We start from the raw sequence: 25619 nt of genomic DNA on the forward strand, positions 1-25619 counted from the left end.
AACCCGCGAGCAAAGCGCCAATACCGTCGGCAAAAAGGGCGAAATAGCCTCGCCCTAATGAACTCATATGGTCCGAGTTAATAATCCAAATCTACCGGTATAGGGTAATCCTGCAATTTAGCAGCCCCGCCTAACGTCTCGCGAATCGTGGCGGAATAGCGCGTGGTTTCCATCCCACCGACGAGATTATCCAACTCACTGAAGGCAAAACGTAATGAACGATTGTGAGCCCACTTTTCCAACGGTGTCAGATGATAAGTGAAATACACCACCGTCAATTCCTGATTTACCCGATCGATTTTCTCAATGCGACTCACCTGCATGCGGCCGTAACACAAGTCGCCATATTGACGCCAATTCTTCTCACCGGCAGGCGATAAATGGTATACCGTGCCAGCACCTTTAGGCGCCCCCTGTGCCAACCCCGCCTCCACCAGTGCATATAAACGTCCACTGTTCCAGGGCGAATCACCTTTAGGACTGTGAACCGGCCACTGTTTCTCCCCCAGACACAGAGGCGGCTCCGCATCAAAAAATTCCTGTATGCGCTGCTGATAATCCTGCTCACTGAGCTGCGCCCACGCACCAAAGGGAGCCAATAGTCCTAAGGCGATTAATAACGATGTTTTCATTTTGCAAGCAATGCCTCATCCACTTCCTTGTAGGCCGCATCGACCGATTGGTAGGCATTTTGCGTTACCACACGCTTGCGTTCCGACCATTCATAGAGCGGCACACCGGGATCGTCACGCGAGGCTTTAAAATCATAGATCGTCAAAATAACTTTTGTTGCATCAAAGACGTTTTCCCCTTGCTTCCTTGCCGTCACCAGAAAGTAATGCTTTCCAGATAGGAACAGTCGATTATCCTGCACCAGAAAATCCGCCGCGGCGGATAGTCGATAGTCAAACCAGGTAAATGTATTGCTGTTGGCTACCGGCATGATGCTATGCCCACCGTCTGGGCGTCGGACAAAAAAAGTCATCCCAAGATTAGGGTGAGACGTATTGTTGTCAAACTGGGCAACGACGACATAATCCTTCTCGCCGTCCTGATTGAGATCCACGCGATTGATGCCGTCTTTCAACGCCACTGGAGATAACGCAGCGGCCGTACTGCTGATAGCACAGAGCGCCAACCACCCTATAAATTTATTCCGCATCAAGTGTCCTTACTAATCGAAAACCAATATCTGGCATGAAAAAACCGGGCGTGTGCAGATCGCAGCTTGCCAGACTGTGCGTTCGTTCGAGATAACTTCCGCCGCAAAAGTAGTACATCGTTTTGCCGCCCTCCACAGCATAAGACTCGTTCAGCCACTCGGATACATTACCACTCATGTCGTAAAGCCCCAGCGCGTTAGGGCGCTTGGATGCCACTGGCACCGTACCGAACGAGGATGAATCAGAGGGGAAATGCGCCACACTCTCCGGCTGTTCGCTACCCGCATAGCGCTGTCCGTAAGTCCCCTCCGTCAGTCCCTTCTTTCCGCCTCTGGCGGCAATTTGCCATTCAGCTAGCGTAGGCAAACGGTAACCCGATGCCTGCGGATTCTCGCGTATGAGTTTACTATTATCTTCTTCCGGCACACGCTTCAACGTCTTACCATCGATCGTAAGATAATAGGGTTGCAGCCTCTGTCGTTCACTGAGCACATTGGCAAAAATCACCGCATCCCACCACGACACATTCGTGGCGGGATGAAGGCCGCCATCCTGTTCAGGCGACAGGCAATCCTCGAAGGTGGCGCCATTGCAACCGCCGCTGAGCTGATAGCCATGCGCTTCCGCCCACTCTTGCTGCGCATGGTACTGCTGATAGGTGATTTCCGTTTTCGTCATAGCAAAAGATGCCACAGAGGTATTGGCATGGGCGGCATAGTTCTCCGAGCCGAAGACCGATCCAACATAGAAATTGCCACCGTTGACAACTACCTCATCGGGGACAATATTCGCTCCTTGGGCCGTCAAGATGGGAAAAACACAGCACAGCCCAACGATTACCGTCTTCTTCAACATGGCGATACCGGTTCAATTTCGAGGTTAGAGCGTGGTACGGAACAACAAGGCAGAATGTAACCATCAGCAATATCTTTACGTGAGATCCCACCCGAATGATCCATATTGACGTTGCCAGACGTCAGACGCACTTTACATACGCCGCAGTAGCCGGAAGCGCAGCGATAAGGCAGTTCTACACCAGCCTCGTAGGCCGAACTGAGCACGCTTTCGTTCTCCGACACAGGAAAATCGATATGAGTATCGCGAATATGACAGTGAAATTTTGACATTACCGCCCTCCCACAAGGCGACGCAGCAACTCCTTCTGCAGGAGTTTATTTTCCTTTTTGAAGGTTGCCGAAGCAATCGCATTCTCTTCAATCCTGCGGAGTAAATAGGGTAACGACTTGTCGAGCGGACCATAAGGCAGGTATTTGCAAACGCGAAAACCGGTTTGCAGCAGCGAATAAGTAATATGATCGCCCAGCCCATAAAGCTGACCTATCCAGGTGCATCCCGCCCGTAACGACTCAATCTTCATAATCAAAGCGAGACTTTCCTCATTGTGAGTGGCGAAAAACGGAGAGATTCGATCCAGACGCTGCGCAATATAGTCCACCGCCGCGTTATAACTACGATCTGTTTCCTCCTTGGTCGCAAAACAGCGCTCACCCCCGTTCACTCTTTTTTCTTCTTCCAGATAAGCCCCGCGCACCACTTTCACGCCAAGCACGAAGTTATCCTGACAGGCTCGCTGATAGCACTCGTCGAGAAAACGCAGTTGATCCTTCAGATAAAATTGAAGCGTCAGCGTAATCACCGCGCTATCGCGGTTAAATTCACGCATCATGTCCAGAACCAAACGATCTACCGCAGGCTGAATCGCGGTTTGCTCCGCGTCGACCATCACACGCACGCCATGGGAGCAGGCATAGTCGAACAGATGTGAGAAACGCGCAACAATACGTGACCACGCGCTGGCAGATGCCTCATCCAGCAGGGATTCTTCACTTTGCCGAGCATATACGGCAACACTACCTAGCGATGACGGTTTGATCACAACAAAAGGCAGGCTATCCGTTTGTTGCGACATCTCGATAAGGCGCAGCGTATTTTCCACCGCCTTATCGAACTGCACCTCTTCATTTTCCCCTTCCACGGCATAGTCCAGTACGCAACCAATGCCAGAGCGCGCCAGAAAAGTTACCGTACTCTTTACCTCCTCCAGCGTTTCTCCGCCAAAATAAATGCTATTAACCAGAGAAAAAATACGTCCCTGTGGCCGAGTAAGACATTTTTTCAACGTAAAAAGTGACAGCCGACGTGTCAGCCTGTGTGTTAACGTTGCTGTCGCGCAATATTTAAAAAACAGAGTTCTTGACGTATAACGATTGTAAATAGCGTAAAGATCGTTAGGCATGATGGTTCCAGATCCATATCAATCCGGCACGTTTTCGCGCCGGAGTCATGAAAGTTAGATGTCGGCGGTTTGTCCGCGATACAGACGACGGACGATGCCATCATCGTTAAACTCTTCACGTTCATGAATGACACGACGATTGTCCATAATCAGTAGATCACCATCTTCCCAGAAATGTTTGTAGTAGTAGCGAGGCTGTTTCAAAAACGTCCCGAGTTCCTGGAAGAACGCATGGGTCTCGCGAACGGTGAACCCCACAATCCGTGGTTCCCAACTGGCTGGTTGCCCCTCATCAAATGGGAAATAAATCAGCATCTTTCTGACCCATCCCAGATCGGTGAAGACCGGCACTTCGAACCAGCCGTCTGGAGAAACATCAACATAATAGCCCTTCTCCAGTACACGGACTTCAAATGTCTCTTCTTCCAGTACGCGCAGCAGGTGAGCAGGCATTTCCTGACAGGCCAGAGCATGGTCACATATTGTCGTCGCTCCGCGAAATTTGACGTTTTTAATTTCAGCGGCGTAGAGGAAAACCTGATCTACTTGAGACAACAGCAAACCACCGTCAGCATGGAAAGGAAGTTGACCACGGCCTGTAACTATTTTTCCTTTCTCCCCTTCCAGCTTTAAGGTATCGCGGTAGCCAAAACCTACGCCGATTTTTTCATCTGCATACTCCACGATCTTACCGTACGCCGAGTAGATATCACGGAAGGTGTCGCCGTCAATATCGAGACGCTTAACAACGACAAATCCCTGACGCATCAGTAAGTTTTTAATCGTTTCTGTCTTGGCTTCGAGAAAGTCCCGACGATCGATATACGCGCCAAAACCCGACGCCATGATCGGATTAAACTTCACTATTTCGCTCATTTTCTTCCTTATCCTCAGTATTTTTTGCCAAGGACATTTTTGAAATGTCCCTGAGCGTCGCGAGTCTGAAACGCGGCCTTATGGACAGCTTTAGAAGCGTCACGGGTTTGTTCCAGTAGTTGGATAAACGGCTTGTTGACCGCCCGTTTCGTATTGATAAATGCAGAAGTCGGATAACTGGCCATCACGTGTGCCTGTGTGATGGCAGCATCCAACAACGAGGTACTCTCCACCACCTGATTAACCAGCCGATAATCCATACAGCGGGGGGCATCAAGCGACTGGCATTGGTAAATAATCTCCTGCATCAGGCTGAATCCGTGGGTGAAGCGCAGGATGGCTGCACCGACCGAGCAGCCAATGCCATGCTTGAGTTCAGGCATCACAAAATTTGCTGTCGAGGCCATCAGCCGTTGGTCGAACATGAGAGCAAACTGAAATCCCATACCGATCGCATAGCCATCTACTGCGGCGATCGTCGGTTTATCTACATTGAGTACGGCCTGATACAGATCAATCACGCGGTCGATCCACTCTTCGATGTCTTCGCTGCGTGAAAGCTGCTTCACCTCGTTGAAATCTCCGCCAGCGGAAAAGGAACGCTCTGATCCTCCGTACACCACGACAGCATGTACGCTGTCGTCAGCATTGGCACGCGCTAATGCGTCTTTCACGCTGGTTTCCAGTGAGCGGCTAAAGGGGTTATGCTTGTTAGGATGATCCAGCGTGATCACCCTAACCTCACCGACATTCTCTTCCAAAATCATATTTAGTCCTTTTTAATCAGCCCTTTAAGCTGAGATGGCGTTACATTTGCAATCGAGAGACGGCCACGGAGAAAGGCTTGATAAACACGGTAGGTGAAGCGACTTTTGGTCTGGTAGTTATCAACCGTTGAGCCGAGAACATTCGCGAAGGCTTGATTAACAGAGGAACCTTCATGAATGCCAATTTTCTTACGCCAGACAATCTCTTTCGGAAGCAGTTGAAGCGTATCGGCGTATTCACGCAGGATGTTTTTGACTTCGTTGTCGAAAATTTTGTAATCCGGATGTAGCGCATGACACAGCGTGATTAAAGAATGGCTCCAGAAGGGGTGACGAATATCAATGCCATAGCGGGAAGCTCCATGTGTGGCAAACTCCCCCGTCCAACGTGTACGGTATACTTGCTCGGCAAGCAGCTGATTCGGATTGTCATAGTGCGCTCCCGGCTTCAGAATGCCGCCAAAGAGCAGATCGGAACCGTAGCCAGTAAGCATACAGGACACCTGTCCCTCAGCCTGACGATAGACGTTGAATAACCCTGATTGGATTTCAGCAGATAGGCCGTCAAATATTTCGTTGTAATAGATGGATTCGATGATGCCGTTAATGACCTCGGTTTCGGACAAAATTTTCACTTGATGGTGCGTCCCGAGGGCCTCAGCAACCTGCTGAGAAAACTCAAACTCATTGCTGATTTCCGTACCAATCGAGTACGTATTCAGTTGCTTGAAATGACGACTGGCGAGCGCCGTTACCAGGCTGGAATCCAGACCGCCGGACAGCGGAATCCCCACCGTATCAAAGCGTGGCGTTAAATCTTCAAGCGGTGCATTCAGATAACGCTCAATCAACGCCAACAGCGGTTCACGCGGGAGCGCTAGCAGTTGGTTGCTGGCAGGCGCGGTCAGCGTATGGCTTTCAACAAAGGGATAACCTTCACTGTCGTGCGTAAGGACATGTACCGCCCCTGGCTTCAGGCGCTGCGCATTTTTCACTGGCGTATACGTATCCGCACGCATCAGCGACTGGCACACCGACTCCTCACTTTCAAACCACAGCGCACTCTCACCTTCTGCCGCAGTCACCAGTTTTAAACTGTTAGTGAACCAGGTTTTTTTACCCTGAACGACATGAACCGGCGAGAAACCACGCGAATCGGTAATGACTGTCCATTCACCGTTGGGTTCATCAATGAAAAAGCAAAAATCACCTTCAGCTAACGCCAGCGCATTCGCCCCCAGACGAGTAAACAGCAACGCCAGCAGCTCAGCATCATTCGCCAGATAAGCCCCGCCTTCCCACACTCCGGCTAATCCGATCAGAAACGTCCGATTATATAGCGACCCCATCAAGTAGGCCGTCCCCCTTTCCATCTCACACTTCTGGTAATGACCATTCTGTTCGATAAAAAGATAGCCGTTAGATAATTCCTCGCCCTTTCCGTCAAAGTCGTGTTGAATATTATTTATGTCGGCATAAGAACCTTTATAAACAACGCAAAAACTATTGCTCACAGTAATAATCCTTACCTTAATAACCACATGATAAAATAACGTTTTAACTCGTTACATATCATAGAAAAATCAAAGGCAAATATTAACCATGAAAAAGTTTAGCTAAAGAATTTCTTTTAGATAGGGAGTAACTATTCTTTTGGACAGGTTCCTCCCTATGGGTAATGATTAATACAGACTAACGAGCATCTATATGCTTCATCATTACAGGCTCACAATGAGAGCGAAAAAGATTTAACTCACATGCTTTAGTTATAGCATGGCGGGAATTGACAACATCCAATTTACGGACTGAGTTGTTAATGTGGAATTTGACGGTGACCTCACTAATACCTAATATACGAGAAATTTCTTTGTAAGTTCGTCCACTACTAACGAGGAAAAGCACTTCGGTCTCACGCGGAGAAAGCAATGATTCCATTGAGTTACCGTTATTTTTTTCTTTATTTTCAATGGCTCGGCGATAGGCCATTACCTTTTCATGTATGTTCACTAGCAACATCTGTAAACCATTTTCATGACTCTTCATACATCCTTCAAAGTTTGCATCTTCGAAATGGTTTGCGATACTCAGCGTCGCCACATTATTATTATGATCATGCAAAACAAAAGTATATCCTGAACTTATGTCATGCTGCATGGAAGAAATAAATACGTCCTGATTCTGGGCTCTAAGCGTAACCAAGTCGTTATCATCCCAGGAAAACGGCGTAATTCTCACTAATGAAGCAACAATTACAGGGTCATTCTGACACATTTGTCTATTAAGATATTCATTCATCCATGCTTCTGGATAATTCGATATTATATAAGGTTGGCTGGTGGAAGTTTTACTTATCATAAAATAAGAAAACCAGACATCGCCAACCCATTCTAACTTCCTTTTTATAAACGAACGGATTTCGTGATCCATATTAATCCCTCTTGCCGGATTGCTAAGTGATTTAAAAACCAACTTTTCCCCAGAGAGTAAACATAACCATTCACGTTATATAAAATACAATAAATAATATTTAGCAAGATCGAAGGTTATCAATTAAGACAAAATCGGTCAACATTTTATATACATTATCTGAAGCCTTGGTAATCTGTATAATTATAATTATAATTATTACAAATATTTTGTAGAAAAATAATTTTGATTACCACCGAATTTCAGCTTTATAACTATGCTTAGAGCCTATTCCAGTAGGCGTCATTGGCGCAGTCAGTTTGGTCACGGACAGCGCGCAGAAACCGGAGCGTACACGGAGTACGTGAGAATTCCGAGCACTGCCCAGGGCAAAATGGCAAGTAAAATAACCCTAATGGGATAGGGTCTAAGTGCAACGGTCGGTCATAATGATGGGAGTACGGCTAGCTGCTAATAAGCTATCCAGCTTTTCCGACCAAAGATGAGCGAGTAACCATGCTCTACCAGCAACCAGCCGAGGGGCAACGATACCCGATATTGATGCGCCGTGGATTTCGTTATGTTTTCTCTGGAGAATAAAGTGAAGTCTTGAACAAGTAAGTACGGTAGGTCGCATATTGGTCTTACCGTAAGCCATGCGTGGATCTACCAGCATATTTATACGGATAAGCGTTGCGGGCGAGTCGGATAAGCATCTTAGGCGGGAAAAACGCCGCTATCGTTAGGGTGACGGTCACAAATGAGAGTGTATTCCTGGTGCCATATCTATTGAGTTACGTCCAGCTATTGTTAACGAAAGGGCCTAATTGGTATGCTTTTTAACCTCATGCTCCTTCCCCACCGAAGCCCATAGATTGCATTACTATTTTTTATCAAAATCAGTGGCATTGCTCTGGTCGGCTGTCCCCTTATTACAGTAGCCATTCATTTTCAGAGAGAATCCTAAAGGTTCCCCGAAAAGTCTAGTCATAGGTTCTGGTTATTAATCGTGAGAATGAAGCAGGATTTATTGAGTCAGGTGGATGTATAATCACTTCCGATTCTGCGCCTGGCTTGAGTGATAATGATATTATCACTGTCACTACGCTTGGACCTAGGGAGATATTTAGCACCAGTGCCACTAACACTATTCATTGAGATATCAGGATGGTGGTATAAATATCGACACCTGTATCGGGTTTATTTATTCACCAATATCGGTTCAGGGGTGGTTCAGCGTAAACGGGCACCTTAATATCAGTCGTGACCGCTGTACACACGAAGGCGCATCATGTTTCCTGTATTTTTATTTTAGTAAGAACGTTCGTACATAAGGATGAATGATGGTCAAAAAGAGAGGTGAGCGCTTGTCACAAGGAGAAGCCTACCAGCGCATACTTGAAGCTGCCGAACCCTTGTTTGCCGAGCGAAACCCCGAGTTAGTAAGTTTCCGTGATTTAGCCAGCGCCGCTGGAGTCAGCCTATCTGCGATAAATTACCATTTTGGCACACGACAGGCACTATTTCGCCAGATTTTTCTGCGTCGTGCCCGTATCCAGACAGAGCGTCGTTTGGCCTATCTTGAGCAGCTAAAGAGAGAGGGGCGCGAAAAAGACATTGAAGCGATCATCGAGGCGTTTATCCGCCCTGTTTTTAACGTGCAACCGGGCGACAAGAATGATCTTTTTAACAAGATGCGCGCCCGCCTAGTGGCTGATGCTTCGCCTGACTCCCATGCAACACTCCGCGAAGCCTATGACGATAACGACCGATTATTTATTGAAGCGCTGGCAGGTGCGCTGCCCCATCTTTCACTAAAAGATATATATTGGCGATTCCATTTTTTAGTTGGTTCAATGATCTATACCATGTCAGATTTTGGCCAACTTGAGGAAAGCTCCGGCGGTATTTGTTCACCAGTTAATAGTGAAGAGTCGATTCACTATATGATTCATACCTTTTCAGCCGCATTACGCGCCCCCTCCACTACCATCGCTGAATAACGCTTTTTAGGGCAGCCAGGCTGCCCCTCCAATAACGCCTTCTTAATCATATAAAAATGCTATTACGCGATCGATTGACATAGTTAGTACGAACGTTCTAACTTATCCTATCCCAACCAGAGAGCGTGTTATTCAGGTTATTGAGAGGTTGTTTATGGCGAAAAGTATACCTGCTCCATCTGTGAATACAGTGCATCCATTGAAGCCACAGCATCAGTGGCTGACAACGACCGAATTACAAATTTTGTTCGCGATTGCTTTTTTAGCCATTTTATTTTCTCTGTTGTTTCCCGAGAGTTTTGCCACCATGACGACGGCCAATAATATGGCGCGCGTTGCGGGTATTCTTGCTGTGGTCTCCATTGGGCAAAGTTTTGCCTTAATTGTCGGGGGATTTGATATATCCGTTGGCGCCATCATGGGGTTAGCGAGTGTGGTAGGTGCGCTGCTGATGAAACAAGGTGTTGATGTCCCCATGGCCGCCTTGCTAGGGGTGCTGGCGGGAACAGTTGTGGGGCTAATTAATGGTATCGGTATTGCTTTATTCCGCGTTACCCCGTTTGTTATGACTTTAGGTGTACTGACAATCACAAGTGGCCTGGCCAATCAGCTGGCTAACGGCGGCACGATTATCGGTTTACCTCGTGCGCTTTCCATGTTGGGACGCAGTAACTGGGGAAGTATTCCCAGTGCCGCTGCGATTGCCATCATTGTGCTACTGGTTGCCTGGTTTTTAATGCAACGAACCCGCATTGGTCTATATATCTACGCGATTGGTGGGAGCCGTGAAACGGCCCGCGTGGCGGGCGTCGCCGTAAAAGCTTATGAAATGCTCGCTTATGTATTGTGCGGTACCTTTGCGGGTATGGCGGGGATCATGCTGACCTCCCGTGTTTCCGTTGCTCAGGGAAGTTTGGGTCAAGGTTACGATTTGCTATCAATTGCAACGGCTGTCATTGGGGGCGTCGTTATTGGTGGAGGTATCGGTCGTTTTACCGGTGTTGTCCTTGGGGTTGTATTTATCACACTGCTAACAACCGGATTAGATATCGCCGGCGTTAACCCCTTTATTCAACAGATGATTACCGGCGCTGTACTCGTGGTTGCAGTGATTATCTCCCGTGCACGTGGGATGGGTTTCGCTGCCTTTAAACGCTTTTTTATGCCGGCCCGCCCTTGATGGTTGGCTATTCACCGGGAGAAAAAAACATGAAAAAAGTAAGCCTGCCATCACTGTTAATACCCGCTGTGTTATTAATCAGTTCTGCACCATTGCTGGCTGATGAGTTATCGCTGACGCCGGAAGAACATACCCCGATGACTTGTGATATCACACTGGATGTCAATCATCTTGCCCAGACCAAAATAGCTAAATCCAGTAAGCCTTACACTCTGGCCTTTTCTGTTCCTTCTTACGCTAACCCTTATGTTCAGGCGCTGTTATATGGGGCTCAGCAGGCAGCCAATGAGGCCGGGGTAAAACTCAGTGTGACGGCGGGTAAGGGTTTTATGGATCCCGCATCACAAATCACACAACTGGAAAATGCATTATCACGCCGGCCTGATGCGGTCTTGATCAACCCATCAGACCCTGATGGGTTAGCGCAGACAATTGATGAGATTATCGAAAATGGCACACCGGTGATCGATGTAGGCACGCTCTCAAACAGCGAGCAATCCTGGAAACTGGTACAAGATGATTATACACAAGGCGTCATGGCGGCAGAGGCACTGGCAAAGCAGAATCTCGCTAATGGTAAAGGGATTATTATGGGGGGGCCAGCGAATGCCAGTTGGGCTCGTCGCCGTGTCGCGGGTTTTATGGATACACTGCAAAAGTACCCTAATCTGCACATTGCCGCCGTGGTTAGCTCTGATATTGATCCGCAACAGGGGTTGACCAAATTTGTGAATGCCGCGCAAGCAAACCCGCAATTCGGTTGGATCTACGCAACAGGGTCGTTTCTGTTGGCACCACAATCCATCCCTGTTGAATATCAAAATGCCGTGTATGTCGCCGGGGGATTGACGAATGTCACCGAGGATGCCCTAAGACAAAATAAAATTACTGCAGTGTTACCTGACTTTCCCATAGCCACCGGCTACTACGGCGTAAAAATGGCCATCGATATTCTGGAAAAACGTCCGCCGTTGAAACGTATCTGTGCCCCTGTCGCAGCCATGACCGTCAGTGACCTCAGCGATCCTGTCTGGTCAAAAAGTAGCATCCTGCCCAGCGACTTCAAACCCCTCGACTAACTCTTTATCCGGGCAGTAAACCTGCCCATCGACTTGCGGAGCGATTCATGCTGAATGTACAGACTGACGGCACGGCCCTGTTACGCCTGGAGGGTGTGGGAAAACGCTTTCCTGGTGTGATTGCACTCGACAATATCGACCTCACTCTTCGACGGGGGGAAATCCATGCCTTACTGGGTGAGAATGGTGCAGGGAAGTCGACGCTGATCCGAATTCTTACGGGTATTCATCGTGCGGATTCCGGCAATTATTTGCTGAATGGCGAGGCCGTTCGCATGGAAAATCCGCAAATGGCTCAGCGGCTAGGAGTCAGCCTCGTGCCGCAGGATATTCTGATGGTGCCGAACTTTTCTATCGGACGCAATATCCTGCTAGGAAGTGAGGGGCTCAATACCCGTAAAGATCGTCTCAGTGCAGAGGAAGCGGATAGAGTAGCACTAGCGCTGAGTCGTGTTGGCGCGACCTTTTCACCACATACGTTAACCTGCGAATTATCCGTTCCACATTTACGGCTGGCGCAAATCGCGCGTGCGCTGCTGAATCCAGGAGATCTTTTGATCCTGGATGAACCGACAGCCGTGCTCTCTGAACACGATGCTGAACAACTATTGGATCGCCTTGAGCAACTGCGCGATCAGGGTAAATCAATCCTCTATGTCACCCATCGCCTTGGGGAGGTGATGCGTATGGCAGACTGTTTTACTATCCTGCGCGATGGAAAAAATGTCGGCTATTTTCGACGTAATCAGATTGATCGACCCGGTATTGTTGAGTGCATGGCGAAACCTGGCGGCACCGCGGTCGCCGACGTTCCAGCCCGCACCAAACCCCTTAATAGCAATACTTTTCCGCGATTGAAAGTCACCCAACTTTCTGGTCAACAGTTTAGCGACGTGTCGATGTACGCCTTACCCGGTGAAATTGTGGGTATTGCGGGGGTACAGGGGGCTGGTCATGGCAACCTGTTACGCACTATCGCTGGAGCAGATCCCCATCATCAGGGGGACGTGCTGTTAGACAGCCGTACCCTGTTTCCCCTGACCAGTAGGAATGCTCTGAACCAGGGCATTCTTCTGGTTCCCGCCGATCGGCGTGGGGCAGCCATCATCCCGAATCTCTCTATTCGCGCCAATATTGCACTTAGCGCCCGTGTTCGCCAACAGGTTCGTCGCTGGGGCCTGCGTTGGCATAAGGCTGAATGGAACATGGCGCAGCAATACGTTGATGATTTAACCATTCGTCCGGGCAGTGCTGACACACCGATTGGCACACTATCCGGCGGGAACCAGCAAAAAGTCGTTCTGGCCCGGGCCCTGGAGAGCAAGGCACGTCTACTACTCATTGAAGAACCGACACAAGGCGTGGATGTACGGGCCAAAGCTGAAATCCATGCATTATTGCGTCAGGCCGCCTGGCATAACGACTGCACACTGGTCATCGCTTCATCAGAGTTCGAAGAGCTGATTGGTCTGGCGGATCGCATCTATGTGATGCAGTCCGGCCGACTAGTGAAGGAGTTAACTGGCCAGGAGGCCAGCTATAAAACGATTCTTGAACACGCCCTATCCTGAGTCCCCAATGTGAGGAAATTGTATGAAGAACATGACAAAGAAACCGGAAGCTGTTTGGCCTGATGGTACGCCAAAACCGCTAATGCCCTACACGCCAGCCATCAAAGCCGGGGGGTGGTTATTCGTCTCTGGTCATTTAGCCAGTGACTATAAAACAGCACTGGCACCAGAAGCCACATCACCTAATCCCAACCTGGGTAATGATATGGCGCTTCAGTCGCGCTATTTACTCGGCAATATTGCTAAAACCGTTGCCGCGGCTGGACGTGATATTAATAAAGATGCCATGCGTATCTGGCAATGGTATGTGTCACCTTTTCCGACTCTGGAAGAGTTTAAGCAAGGCAACACATGGCCGCGCATGACGATTACCCCTTATCTGGATGAACGGGATAAATTTATTCAAGAGCCACGCCCAGCATCAACGGGGATGGGGGTTCATGAACTGCTGGTAAAAGATACGCTGATTGAAGTAGACCTTATCCTGGCTGATGACGATGGTAAAAATATAGGTTATCCGGTACCGGAAGGCGTTCCGGCACCACTGGCAGGCTATTCACCAGCCATTCGTCGTGGTGACTGGGTGTTCCTCGCGGGTGAGATCCCCGTAGACTGGCAGGGCGACTTTGGTAGCAGTGTTAATTTAGGTGAACCTAGCGCCCTGGCGAGAGAGGCAAGGGTCAACCCCTATGTCTGGTATGGCTCTGAGATTGAAAAACAGACCGAATACACGTTGTGGAAGCTACAAAAAACCGCGGAGTCTGCAGGCACCTCGCTGTCCCGCGTGGTGAAAGCCGATGTGTATATTGGCGACCCCTCCGATTTTGAAGGTATGGAAAAAGTCTGGAAACGCTGGTTCCCGGAAAATCCACCCGCTCGTTGTGTGATCCCCTATATGGGCCTGGGGGGGAAAGGGAGTCGAATTGAAATTGCTCTGACACTACTGGCTAATGACAGTGAACTGACCATTGAGACGATTGAAACCGATAAGGCACCTAAACCGTTCGGTCATGAGCCACAGGCAGTTAAAGCAGGACCTTTCTTGTTCTTTAGCCAGCAATTGCCATGTGACAGTGATGGGGTCCTTGCCCCGGGTCTTGCGCGTAATCCTGACTTCCCATACTACGGTATGCCAGCCCGGGATCAGATGCGCTACATGATGAAGAACGTAGCGGCGATCTGTGAAGCCGGTGGGACATCCCTGGAGAATATCGTCCGCCGTGCCTGTTTCCATGATGACGGTAAACACTTTGCTGAAACGATAGAAGAGTGGGCTGCACACTTTCCTGGTTTAAAACCCTGTTCAACCACGATGGTATTAGGTGGGCCATTGGTTGTCCCAGGGGCCCATACCTTACTTGACCTGATCGCCTGGGTACCGTAATTCCGTTACAGGCGTTGTTATAACAACGCCTGTTTATTAATGGAGATGTTATGTCATCGACAAAAATGCCCGTTGTGATCTGGATGATGGCTATTGCCGCAGGGTTAGGGGCGGCAAATTTACACTATTCTCAGCCCCTGCTGCCGTCCATTGCAGCCTCTCTCCAGGTGTCGCTGGTTAACATTGGCTGGCTCCCGGCACTGACACAGATTGGTTTTGCTTTGGGCATTTTCTTTCTACTACCGCTTTCCGATCGATTTGAACGACGCAGGCTCATCGTTATTTTATTATTGTTGGTCAGTGCCGCATTATTGTTGCAAGGACTTGCTGCCACACCACTTTGGCTATTGAGTGGCGGCTTTTTGTTGGGCTTATGGGGAGTGGTGCCCCAGTTGTTAATCCCTTTTGCCTCTCTGTTGGCACCCGCTGGTCGGGCAGGACAAGCCTCCGGGCTGGTGTTGTCGGGCGTATTGAGCGGTGTATTATTATCAAAAGTTCTCGCGGGTCTGGTTGCTACGGCATCGGACTGGCGTACTCTCTATTTCGCGGCGGCCACACTTATGGTGTTACTGGCTATATACCTACGCTGGGTATTGCCCAAAAGCCGACAAGAATCCCCCTACTCTTATCCGGCCTTGCTGGCTTCGAGTATTCGCATGGCTTATCAATTACCGGCTTTACGTCGCCATACAATGAATGGTGGGATCACCTTTGCTCTGTTTATGGCATTCTGGGGAACCTATGCCGTCTGGTTGCAGCAAAAATTCCATTACGGACCGGATATTGCCGGGCTGTTTGGCCTGGCTGGGATGGCAGGTGCTTTTGCCGCATCATTGGCGGGTAAGGCCATCGACAGGGGACAGTTTCGTCGAACGCAATTACTGGCCAGCCTTTTAATGTTAGCCGGTTTTTTATGTCTATTCGCAGCAGATAACAGCCTGATATTTATGGTTATAGGACTTTTATTATTAGATAGCGGGGCTGGGCTAAGTCATTCTGCTAACCAGAATGCAGCTTTTGCACTGGATTCGCAGGCACGGGGACGTATTAACAGTATTTACATGTGTGGCTATTTTATTGGCGGGGCGGTAGGAATCCTGGTGGCAACTCGCCTGTTAATGTACTGGGGATGGTTTGCCGTCTGTAGTTTTGGCGTTATTCTGGCATGTATACTGATAGCGCTGGAATGGTCGCGTCCACGGCACAAAATCGCGCTCCCACGTCATATTGCTCAATCGTAACTGTCAGCAGCATGTTGTTTGTTCTGGTTACTGGGCAAGGCTAAACGGAATAACCTGCATGGGAGTATGGGCGCAAAAGTATGCTGCTACGATAACGAGTGTGCAGAAAGCTTCTTTCACTCGCCAAAACTGGAGTGCGTTCTTTCTACCGAACGGCGCAGTCTGGTGGAAATGAACTTTATTTTAAGATAAAACTTCGGGATGCACTTATCAGCAATATCCGTTTTTTCTATCCTAACTCACAGACACACAATGAAGTTCAGCCACAGGAAAGCGTATCATTCAAATTTGCTTCTATTGAATGGGAGCATGTTATTGCAAGAACAAGCGCTTACATGCTTTGGCAAAATGTAGACTATTGATATTAGGCTAAAGGCCGAATTATTTTTAGCCTGGTTTTTTTAATCCATATTTTATGTTGATAAATATGATTATTACAATTGAAAGCAACATCAGTTTCATCCAGTGCTCTGGAATAAATGAGACATAAAAAAACCATAATGCTATGGTTATAAGAACTAAAACCTCAGTGATTATGAGAGTTTTCATTATGCTTTTCATTATTGCTTTATTTTTTCTGGATTTTTTTGAAAAGAACTTCACATCAATATAAATAATGGTGACGATAGAAATCAATATCAACTTAACGCTATGTTCAGGAATAAAAAAGAGATAAAAGAACCACAGACCGGCAATCAAAACCAGCACGATGCAGGTGGAAAAAAAATCTTTTATTATATATTTAATGAAATTCATTATTTTATAACTCCATTAATAAAATAGATAACCTCTGTCTCATTATTCTGTACAATTAGCATGTAAGCTGGTAAGGCTGGTTCGATCAGAAAATACAGCATTTCAACCTTCATAGAATAAAAAGTCCAGTAAAGTGGTGGATTGATATCACGTAAATGGCGGGCAGACATAGAAGCCTGCTGCACTTTGCCATAGAATGCTGTTAAAGTCATGCCATGCAGAGAATATTTGTTGATCTTTTTTCGAACAAAAATTCCAAAACTAAATGAATACGCAATTGATTTTGCTAATAGATAGGAAATCGACTCTTTTATTGCTCTATTCGTTATCATCTCTGATGTTGTTCCCAAGACAGATTTAGCAATCATCAACTGCTGATGTTCATCAAAGTTCTTCATTAAGATATCAGCATATATCTTTACCATGTCAAGGATAACATCCTCTCTTTTATATATTTCTACTATTGCAAAGAACATGCGCCGGTCTTCAAATTTAAGTTCTTCGCATACATCGTTATATTTCTCAAAGAGACATGATGCATACCAGCTTGTTCTTTCAATACCATTGAAGAGATCGGTTGTTAAGCTTATTGTATTGCTCTTTAATTTTTTTGTTATGTCATCTAAATGGGTAGCGAGAACTCTATCAGATTCCATTTTGTATTTTAAATATTCTGATAATCGCATATTATATCCTTTTTATTAGACTGCTCTTTTCCCTTTATGCAGGTAGTTTATCCGAATAGCTGACAACATTTCAATGTATTTGCTGATATCCGTTTTTCTACCCTAACTCACTGACACACAATGAAGTTCAGCCACAGGAAAGCGTATCATTCAAATTTGCTTCTATTGAATGAGAGCATGTTATTGCAAGAACAAGCGCTTACATGCTTTGGCAAAATGTAGCCTATTGATATTAGGCTAAAGGCCGATTTACTTTCGGCCTGATTTTTTGGAAAGGAATTTTATGTCTACATAAACGATAATAACAATCGAAAGAATAGTCAGCTTACCCCAATGGTCAGGGATGAATTCGTAGAATAAAATCCCCAAAACAATCATAAATGCCATCGTGGTATAGGTGTTAATAAACTCCTTAACGGCATAAGACATTATTTTTTTTAAGCTCATTTTTTTAGAATTCCGTTTATTGCTTCTGTGATGTCGATTTTGTCATAGGGATTTTTGGGAACGTAGGGAGACAGACGATCTTCAAATACGAAGTATAACATCTCAACCTGCATAGCATAGAGAGACCAGTATAGTTCTGGACATACGTCATGCAGATGTCGTGCAGATGTCGTGCAGACATTGCCGCCTTCTGAACTTTCCCATGAAATGTGAGAGCACTCAGCCCTATCAGCGAGTATTTATTAATATTTCTGCGAATAGATAATGAAAAATTCAACGAAGTTGCAATATGCTTTGCAAGCAGATAAGCAACTGACATTTTTACTGCCCGGCTTGTTGCGAACTCTGATGCAACCGATACGCCTAATATGGCTTTAGCTATTAATTTTTGCTCTCTTTCATCAGTATCTTTCAACAGTATTTTAAGATACTCTATTAGCATATCTATTATTGCATCTTTCCTTTTGTATATCTGTTTGATAGCCAAATACATTCTTTCATTTTCAGATTTTAGTTGTTGGCAGTCAGAATTATATTTTTCTATAAAACAGGATGAATACAATGTTGCTCTTTCTATATCACTGTATAAATCATCACCGATTTTTAGTGTATTATCTTTAATTTTATCTGCCATACTATCCAGGTGGGTAGAGAGAACTCTATCAGATTCCATTTTGTATTTTAAATATTCTGATAATCGCATATTACATCCTTTTTATTAGACTGTTCTTCTCCCTTTATGCAGGTAGTTTATCCGAACAACTGACAACAGTTCAATGTATTTGCTGGTCTGGTAATTTATATCCCACTCATTAAAGCGTAAAAGTATCGTTTTTTTAGAAAAGACAATAATATATCCTTACATAAATGAAATTTCGTGGTTATTTATTTTGATGATAAAAAGGCCATTATTTATAATGGCCTTTTTATCCTGACGAGACTTAGTGAGACAACGCGAGATCGCGTGAAACACTACTCAATATTCTGAATCTGCTCCCGCATTTGCTCGATCAGCACTTTCAGTTCAATGGCTGAGGCGGTGATGTCGGCGTTGATGGATTTCGAGGCCAGCGTGTTCGATTCGCGGTTGAATTCCTGCATCATGAAGTCGAGTCGGCGGCCGACGGCTTCTTCTTTTTTCAGGATTTTGTAGGTTTCTTTGACGTGGGCGTCTAGGCGGTCGAGTTCTTCTGCAACGTCGACGCGCTGTGCTAGCAATACCAGTTCCTGCTCCAGACGGTTATTCTCCAACTGTACCTGCGCCTCTTCCAGCTTGCTTTGCAGGCGTTCACGCTGCCATTGCAGGACATTCGGCATCTGGGCGCGGACTTTGGCGACTTCGGCGCTCACCCCCGCTAGCCGCTGTTCGATCATTGCTTTCAGCGCATTGCCTTCGCTTTCTCGTGCGGCGACGAAATCATCTAAAGCGCCTTCCAACGCGTTCAGCAGTTCTGCACTGATAGTGTCCAGATCCTGCTCCTCTGCCAGCATCACGCCAGGCCAGCGAAGAATATCAAGCGGGTTAATTTCCCCCTCATCGCTCTGCATTTTGACCCAGTTGGCGGCAGTAACCAGTTGCTTCGCCAGTTTTTCGTTCAGGATCAACGCACTTTGCGCGCTCGGATCGAGTTCGAAACGCAGATTGCATTCAATTTTGCCACGCGTTAAACGGGCGCGAATGCGTTCACGAGCAACGGGTTCGAGGCTGCGAAATTGCTCCGGTAAACGAAGATAGGTTTCCAGATAGCGCTGGTTAACAGAGCGCAGTTCCCAGGCTGCGCTTCCCCAGTTGCCCTTGATTTCTCGGCGGGCGTAAGCGGTCATGCTGCGAATCATTGGTGCATACCTGTAAAGCAAATGATGAAGGGATTATAGCGTTGGGCTCCCGCAGGGGATAGAAAAAACCGTCCGTGGCATCTTTCGTGAATCAGGCCGCGTTAAGCAACGCCTCATTTTGTCTGACAATTTCCCGACAGCGGTTTTTCATCATTTGCTTTAGTTGCAGTGTCGCCTGTGACTGTGGGTTATCACGGCGGCTAATGAGCGTGACTTCAAAGGGCAACGGCTGGTCGATAGGGACGATTTTGAGCTGGTCGGCATAACGACAGGCGGTGAAGAGATCGACGATGCCCGCACCGCCGCCCGCCAGCACCATATCTGCAATGACGGAGTAAGTTTTGATGTAGAGCGAAGCCGCGGGTTGCAATGCCTTATCACGTAACGCCCGGTGGACAACCTGACCGAGCGGATCCTGATGCTGCATCATTAACAGATTATTTTCACATAGCCATTCCAGCGATACCGGAGCGTTCACTGTGCTATTTTTCGGCAGCAGCGCCACCATCGTAGACTGGAATAACGGTTCCGCCAGCAGCTCGGACGGCACCTGCTGGCCAAAGATCAGGGCAAAGTCGAGCTGGTTTTGCAAGATGTTCTGGCACAGCGTGCTGAAGTGTTCGGTGACAAGCTCGACGTTAACCGATGCCGCCTGCTTATGAAACTCTACCAGCGTCGGGGCCACAATCATCTGTCCGAACGCGTGCGCGGCACCTAGCCGCACCGAAAGCGCTTTACTGGTTTTGATTTGCTCTGTGAGGGAACTGATGCTTTGCAGATGGCTGAAAAGTTCCTGGACTTTGGGGATAAGGCGTCGTCCTTCTTCGGTCGCGACCATGCCCTGAGTGCGCCGTTCAAACAAAGAAAATCCCAGTTGTTGCTCGGCGTGACTCAGCACCCTGCTGACATTAGGTTGTGAGACGTTGAGTAAACGGGCCGCGCCGCTGATGGTGCCAGCCTGAACAATGGCTTGAAAGATTTCAATATGGCGTAATCGCATGATTGCAGGCTCCGGCGAATGCTGTTTGGTGAATACCGTATAACAAACAACCAAATCACTTGCAATTATTACGCCAGCTAATAAGACCACGGTTCACAGACTTGGTATAAGGTAAGGACAACATATGCACCACCATGAAGCACGACAATGGCGCTACCGCACTATTGTTGTGCTTCATGAGTTGGCGTCATGATCTTTTTTGCCGAATGCGCTTAACGATAGATACTGGCGATAGGGGCTTCTCCCACGTAGCCGTAGCCGCGGTACATGCCTTCACTGTTAAACGGTAGAGCAATATTGCCCGCTTTATCGACGGCAATCATCCCGCCACTGCCGTCCATCCGCACCAGTTTCTCCATCACTACGCGATCGCTGGCCTGTTGTAGCGTTAGCCCGGCATATTCCATCAGCGCTGAAACATCATAAGCGGCGACGGCGCGCATAAAGACTTCGCCCGTGCCGGTGCAGGAAACCGCAACTGTCTGATTATTAGCGTAGCAGCCTGCGCCGATAATCGGGCTATCACCCACGCGCCCAGCCTGTTTGTTGGTCATGCCGCCCGTTGAGGTAGCGGCCGCAAGGTTACCTGCGCTGTCGAGCGCGACCGCGCCGACAGTACCAAATTTGCGGTCAGGATCGATCGGGTCGCTCTGGCCATCATGATCGAGGATTGCACCGTCTGAACCTGCCAGCGCGTTATGCAACTGTTGGCGGCGTTCGTCGGTGGAGAAAAAATCGGGATCGACCCGTTCCAAACCATGCTGCTGTGCAAAGGCTTCCGCGCCGTCAGCGGTAAACATCACGTGCGGACTTGCTTCGAGAACGGTGCGAGCTGCCAGAATCGGGTTACGGATATGGCTGACGCAGCTTACCGCCCCAGCATCCAGCGAACGACCATCCATGATGCTGGCGTCCAGTTCGTGGGTTTCCGCGTGGGTGAAGACTGAGCCATGTCCGGCGTTGAACAGCGGGCACTCTTCCAGTAGACGGACGGCCTCCGTCACGGCATCCAGCGCGCTGCCGTTTTCGGCCAGAATGCGTTGTCCGCTGGAGACAATCTCGGTCAGCGCGGCCAAATAGCGCCTTTCTTTCTCAGGGCTCATGGCCGAGCGGGTCAGCGCGCCAGCGCCACCGTGGATCACAATCACGGGTTTCGTCATGCGATAAATTCTCTTTTCAGTCGGTTTACGCCTCTCTAACCGAGACGGATAGACCGGAATCAGTTTTGCGTTGTCGCCAGATAGGAAAACGCACCCAGCAGGCTAGTGATTTCCCGCATGCTCTGCGCCGTATAACCTACGGTTATGGCATCCACACGTTCCACATTCGGCAGCAAACAGAATAGATCGGCCAGTACCGGTTTTGCCACCATCAGTTCGAGATGGTAAGGGGCCTGAATCCGCGAATTCAACGTCCGGTGGGCTTTTTCCACCGCCGCTTTTGCCGCATCACGAATGACCTGTCGCGCCTGTTCGGTGCTGAGAGACTCAGCCGCGTGCTGCGAGATCGCACGTTTGACACAGGCATAACCGGTAGCGGGATAGTAGCGGGCGATCCAACGTTGCAGTGTGTCATCACCGCTAACCAGCCAGAGCGGCGTCTTTTGTTCCACACCAGCGGCAGCGTAGATATCGCTCTCGCCCATGACTTCACCGTTGATGCGCACGCGGTAGAAGGCCCGGCCGTTGATGGTATGCGATAGCACACCAAACTCACCTGCCGCGCTGTGATAACCGATAAACATCAGGCCGTCGAATTGCTGCTGTTCCAGCCCTTCAACCATCGAATAGCCGCGCGGTTTGCCCTGTACCAACCGGGCACGCGGATCGATATTCTCCGCGCGCAGGTTGACCATCGCCGCGTGGCTGTCGGCAACGACGACGTCTGTTGCGCCACCCGCGAACGCACCGTCAATCGCGGCATTCACCTCCTGCTCCATCAGGCCGCGTGCCAACTGGTATTCCGCGGTGCCAGGGCTGCATTGCTCTGGGCGCATGACGCCCGCGATCCCTTCGATATCAGCAGAAATAAACACTTTCATAATCAGTTCCCTACGCAAAATTTGGCTTATGGATAAAGCGCTGCGGCCAGCCGATCCAGCGCCTGTGGCAGCGTCGGGCGATGATGACCGCGAAAACCGGTCACGGCGTCAGCCTGAAGCATGGCGTCGAGTACCGCGTGTTCGGTGGCGTCGGCGGCGGCGCTTAACAGCGGTTCTAGCTGTGCATCCTCCGGCGGCTGTGGTTGCGGGCAGGTAGAGAACGCGACGGCGATATCGCCGGAACCGTGTCCCCAATAACTGCCAAGTCGCCCAAGCCCTGCGCCGGCACGTTTGGCGATGCGTCTGAGCTGGCGGGCGTCGAGCGGGGCATCTGTGGCCATGATAATAATGATCGAACCGGCGTCCTGCTGCGGCGCGAGCTCCGGCAGAATGGGCGCAATGGCGCTTCCCATCTGCACGCCGTCCAGCGTCAGTGCGGCAAGCGTGCCAAAGTTTGCCAGCACCAGTACGCCAAGCGTGGCGTTCAATTCGGGGATCAGGCGTGATGAGGTGCCGATGCCGCCTTTCAGGCTAAAGCAACTCATCCCGCGTCCAGCGCCGACGCTACCGCGTGCAACGTTGTCCGTTGCATTCTCCAGCGCTTGCCATGCCATCGCTTCCGTCACAGCCAGCGCCTGAATGTCGTTTAGCCAGCCATCATTGCACTCCAACGCCAACGGGTTAACCGTCGGCAGCGTGCGCCCCAGTTCAGGATTACGGGCGATAGCGTCGCGCACCAGCGTGGTAAACAGCGTGCCGGTTGCCAATGTATTACTGAGCAATATCGGGGTTTGCAGTAGCCCCAACTCGTCAATCTGCACCAATCCGACGGGTTTGGCGAAGCCGTTTAGCACCGCCGCGCCGCAGGGCAACGGTTGGGTAAATAGGTTGTCGCCAGGCGGCACAATTGCGGTCACGCCGGTTTGCACTTCCCCTGCCGCCAGCGTGTAGTGACCGACGCGCACGCCTGCCACATCGCTAATGCTGTTATGCGACCCGCTGGCCGAGCGCGGCGTACCCAGTTGCCGCGTGGTTTGCCAGCGTTGAAGCAACAGCGCTTGCTGTTGCAGTTGATAATCGTGCATCGCTTTCCTCAGCTTTTTAATTTGGGATCGAGCGTATCGCGCAGCGCATCCCCGAGCAGGTTAAACGCCAGCACGGTAAAGAAAATCGCTAGCCCAGGAAACACGCTGACGTGCCACGCCCCCGCCATCATCAGGCTACGACTCATCGCCAGAATGTTGCCCCATTCCGGTACGTCCGGTTCAGGGCCAAGGCCGATGAAACTCAGCCCTGCCGCAGTGAGGATACTGGTGCCGATACGCATGGTGAAATAGACGATCACGTTAGGCAGCGTGCCGGGCAGGATGTGGCGCATCAGTATGATGCGATCCGCCGCGCCAGCGCAGCGTACCGCTTCCACATAGGCTGCCTGTTTCAGCGACAGCGTGGAGGCGCGTACAATACGCGCGAAGACCGGCACGCTGAAAACCGCCACGGCGATGATCACATTATTCAGGCCTGGGCCGAGGATGGCGACGACCGCAATCGCCAGCAGCATGCCGGGGAAGGCGAACAGCACGTCGGCAGCGCGCATGATCAGCGTATCCACCCAACGGCCGTAATACCCCGCCAGCAGGCCGAGAGCGATACCGACTAGCATGCCGAGCGTAACGGAAAAGATACCGATGTATAACGAGATGCGCGCGCCGTAGATAATACGGCTCATCACATCACGCCCCAGATCGTCGGTGCCCATCCAGTGAGCCGCTGAAGGCGGTGAAGCCAGCGCCATCCAGTCAGGCTGCATCGGATCCCACGGTGCCAGCCAGGGCGCGAAAATAGCGACTAATACCAATAACAGGACGAAACTGCTGGAAACCAACGCCATCGGGTTACGGATAAAGACCTGAACGAAATCGCGCCACGGCGAACGTATCGTTTCTTCATCAAGCGTGGCAACGGCCACGGCGGGTTCAGAAGGGAGGTTCATCGTTTCTCCTAACGTAGGCGAATCGCCGGATTGACCACCGCGTACAGCAGGTCTACCAACAGATTAATGACAATAAATTCAAACACAAACAGCATGACCAGCGCCTGAATGACCGGCTGATCCTGCGTCTTGATCGATTCAATCAGCAGCCAACCCAGCCCTGGCCAGCTAAACACGCTCTCGACCACAATCGAGCCACCAAGCAGGAAGCCGAATTGCAGCCCCAGCATGGTGATGACGGGAATCAGCGCGTTACGCATCACGTGTTTCCAGGTGACTAGCCGATTGCGTAGCCCCTTGGATCGTGCGGTACGTACGTAATCTTCCTGTGCGACTTCCAAAAACGCAGATCGCGTAAAGCGCGCCATAACGGCGGCAACCGATGCCCCAAGCGTCAGCGCGGGCAAAATAATATCGCTGGGCTGGTTAAAGCCGCTGACGGAAAAGACGCCGAACGGCATGGCTACAAACTGGATCAGAAGCAAGCCGAGCCAGAATGGCGGCATAGAAATGCCGCCGACGGCGAAACTCATCAGCGTCCAGTCCTGCCATTTTCCCCGCTTTAGCGCTGACACTACCCCAATTAACAAGCCAAGCAGTACCGACCAGACGAAGCCCGCCAGCGCCAGCCACAGGGTAGGCATAAAACTCTTACTGATGACGTCGAGGACCGGTTGCTGCGTACGGTATGTCACGCCCAGATCGCCGCTGAACAAGCCGCCGAGCCAATTTACATACTGCTGCGGCAGTGGGTCATTCAGCCCTAATTGCTGGCGAGCGGCTTCTACAGCCTCGATGGTGGCGTCGGCACCGGCGTAAATACGTGCCGGGTCCCCCGGCAACAGCTTGATAAAACCGAACACTAACAGGGAGACCACCAGCAGAACCGGGATCATTTCCAGCAAACGTCGGACGATATAAGCAAACATGGCG

24 protein-coding genes and 1 pseudogene are annotated in these 25619 nt (G+C 49.5%); 7 read left to right on the top strand and 18 right to left on the bottom strand.

Annotation, left to right across the window (positions count from 1 at the left end):
• Positions 1-77: 77 nt before the first annotated feature.
• The 9 genes from RFN81_RS17055 to RFN81_RS17095 all read right to left on the bottom strand — a co-directional run bounded on the left by RFN81_RS17055 (position 78) and on the right by RFN81_RS17095 (position 7490).
• Complete coding sequence (locus RFN81_RS17055) at positions 78-632, bottom strand: carbapenem biosynthesis protein CpmH (RefSeq protein ID WP_264496942.1); 555 nt, start codon at positions 630-632, stop codon at positions 78-80.
• The gene (locus RFN81_RS17060; RefSeq protein ID WP_264496943.1) at positions 629-1162 is read right to left on the bottom strand and encodes a carbapenem self-resistance protein CarG family protein; all 534 of its coding nucleotides are present in this window, start codon (positions 1160-1162) and stop codon (positions 629-631) included. Before RFN81_RS17060 ends, RFN81_RS17055 begins: the two co-directional genes overlap by 4 nt.
• Positions 1152-2018, bottom strand: a complete 867-nt coding sequence (locus tag RFN81_RS17065) for a formylglycine-generating enzyme family protein (RefSeq protein WP_264496944.1) — start codon at positions 2016-2018, stop codon at positions 1152-1154. Before RFN81_RS17065 ends, RFN81_RS17060 begins: the two co-directional genes overlap by 11 nt.
• Positions 2012-2290 carry a 2Fe-2S iron-sulfur cluster-binding protein gene (locus RFN81_RS17070; protein WP_264496945.1) on the bottom strand — a complete coding sequence of 93 codons (279 nt, stop codon included), beginning with the start codon at positions 2288-2290 and terminating at the stop codon, positions 2012-2014. The genes RFN81_RS17065 and RFN81_RS17070 overlap by 7 nt, the downstream gene beginning before the upstream one ends.
• On the bottom strand, positions 2290-3420 hold the full coding sequence (gene carD / locus RFN81_RS17075; protein WP_264496946.1) for a carbapenem biosynthesis protein CarD: 1131 nt from the start codon (positions 3418-3420) through the stop codon (positions 2290-2292). The genes RFN81_RS17070 and carD overlap by 1 nt, the downstream gene beginning before the upstream one ends.
• A 54-nt stretch (positions 3421-3474) precedes the next feature.
• The gene (locus RFN81_RS17080; protein ID WP_264496947.1) at positions 3475-4296 is read right to left on the bottom strand and encodes a TauD/TfdA dioxygenase family protein; all 822 of its coding nucleotides are present in this window, start codon (positions 4294-4296) and stop codon (positions 3475-3477) included.
• Positions 4297-4310: 14 nt separating this feature from the next.
• Positions 4311-5063, bottom strand: coding sequence for a carboxymethylproline synthase (carB, locus tag RFN81_RS17085; RefSeq protein WP_264496948.1), 753 nt, complete (start codon positions 5061-5063; stop codon positions 4311-4313).
• A 2-nt stretch (positions 5064-5065) separates the two neighbouring features.
• Entirely contained in the window at positions 5066-6577 is a 1512-nt protein-coding gene (gene carA, locus RFN81_RS17090; protein WP_264496949.1) for a carbapenam-3-carboxylate synthase, read from the bottom strand.
• Between the two features lie 178 nt (positions 6578-6755).
• A complete protein-coding gene (locus tag RFN81_RS17095; protein WP_264496950.1) occupies positions 6756-7490 on the bottom strand; it encodes a helix-turn-helix transcriptional regulator in 735 nt (244 codons plus the stop codon).
• A 1319-nt stretch (positions 7491-8809) separates the two neighbouring features.
• Between RFN81_RS17095 and RFN81_RS17105 the strand changes: the two genes are divergently transcribed.
• From RFN81_RS17105 to tssD, 7 genes and pseudogenes are all read left to right on the top strand, one after another.
• A complete protein-coding gene (locus RFN81_RS17105) occupies positions 8810-9472 on the top strand; it encodes a TetR/AcrR family transcriptional regulator (RefSeq protein WP_264496951.1) in 663 nt (220 codons plus the stop codon).
• A gap of 154 nt (positions 9473-9626) precedes the next feature.
• On the top strand, positions 9627-10652 hold the full coding sequence (locus RFN81_RS17110) for an ABC transporter permease (protein ID WP_264496952.1): 1026 nt from the start codon (positions 9627-9629) through the stop codon (positions 10650-10652).
• 29 nt (positions 10653-10681) lie between these two features.
• Positions 10682-11731, top strand: a complete 1050-nt coding sequence (locus RFN81_RS17115) for a sugar ABC transporter substrate-binding protein (RefSeq protein ID WP_264496953.1) — start codon at positions 10682-10684, stop codon at positions 11729-11731.
• 47 nt (positions 11732-11778) lie between these two features.
• A complete protein-coding gene (locus RFN81_RS17120) occupies positions 11779-13302 on the top strand; it encodes a sugar ABC transporter ATP-binding protein (RefSeq protein WP_264496954.1) in 1524 nt (507 codons plus the stop codon).
• Between the two features lie 22 nt (positions 13303-13324).
• Positions 13325-14686 carry a RidA family protein gene (locus RFN81_RS17125; RefSeq protein WP_264496955.1) on the top strand — a complete coding sequence of 454 codons (1362 nt, stop codon included), beginning with the start codon at positions 13325-13327 and terminating at the stop codon, positions 14684-14686.
• Between the two features lie 50 nt (positions 14687-14736).
• A complete protein-coding gene (locus RFN81_RS17130; protein ID WP_264496956.1) occupies positions 14737-15927 on the top strand; it encodes an MFS transporter in 1191 nt (396 codons plus the stop codon).
• A gap of 143 nt (positions 15928-16070) precedes the next feature.
• Positions 16071-16289: pseudogene (gene tssD / locus RFN81_RS17135) on the top strand (type VI secretion system tube protein TssD); the annotation flags it as partial.
• Between the two features lie 393 nt (positions 16290-16682).
• On the opposite strand, the gene RFN81_RS17140 reads toward tssD, so the two are convergent.
• From RFN81_RS17140 to RFN81_RS17185, 9 genes are all read right to left on the bottom strand, one after another.
• Positions 16683-17369 (bottom strand): hypothetical protein, encoded by a 687-nt coding sequence (locus RFN81_RS17140; protein ID WP_264496957.1) that lies wholly within the window; start codon positions 17367-17369, stop codon positions 16683-16685.
• 463 nt (positions 17370-17832) lie between these two features.
• Positions 17833-18519 carry a hypothetical protein gene (locus RFN81_RS17150; RefSeq protein ID WP_264496958.1) on the bottom strand — a complete coding sequence of 229 codons (687 nt, stop codon included), beginning with the start codon at positions 18517-18519 and terminating at the stop codon, positions 17833-17835.
• 269 nt (positions 18520-18788) lie between these two features.
• On the bottom strand, positions 18789-19652 hold the full coding sequence (locus RFN81_RS17155; protein WP_264496959.1) for a YicC/YloC family endoribonuclease: 864 nt from the start codon (positions 19650-19652) through the stop codon (positions 18789-18791).
• A 91-nt stretch (positions 19653-19743) separates the two neighbouring features.
• Positions 19744-20652: a LysR family transcriptional regulator gene (locus RFN81_RS17160; protein ID WP_264496960.1), complete on the bottom strand. Its 909-nt coding sequence runs from the start codon at positions 20650-20652 to the stop codon at positions 19744-19746.
• Positions 20653-20864: 212 nt separating this feature from the next.
• Positions 20865-21812, bottom strand: a complete 948-nt coding sequence (locus RFN81_RS17165; RefSeq protein WP_264496961.1) for an isoaspartyl peptidase/L-asparaginase family protein — start codon at positions 21810-21812, stop codon at positions 20865-20867.
• 59 nt (positions 21813-21871) lie between these two features.
• Positions 21872-22693, bottom strand: a complete 822-nt coding sequence (locus RFN81_RS17170) for a M55 family metallopeptidase (protein WP_264496962.1) — start codon at positions 22691-22693, stop codon at positions 21872-21874.
• 26 nt (positions 22694-22719) lie between these two features.
• Positions 22720-23778, bottom strand: a complete 1059-nt coding sequence (locus RFN81_RS17175) for a P1 family peptidase (protein ID WP_264496963.1) — start codon at positions 23776-23778, stop codon at positions 22720-22722.
• 8 nt (positions 23779-23786) lie between these two features.
• Complete coding sequence (locus RFN81_RS17180) at positions 23787-24686, bottom strand: ABC transporter permease subunit (RefSeq protein WP_264496964.1); 900 nt, start codon at positions 24684-24686, stop codon at positions 23787-23789.
• Positions 24687-24694: 8 nt separating this feature from the next.
• Positions 24695-25615, bottom strand: coding sequence for an ABC transporter permease (locus RFN81_RS17185; RefSeq protein WP_264496965.1), 921 nt, complete (start codon positions 25613-25615; stop codon positions 24695-24697).
• Between the last annotated feature and the right edge of the window lie 4 nt (positions 25616-25619).

It is taken from the genome of Pectobacterium cacticida, assembly GCF_036885195.1.
Lineage (GTDB): Bacteria > Pseudomonadota > Gammaproteobacteria > Enterobacterales > Enterobacteriaceae > Pectobacterium > Pectobacterium cacticida.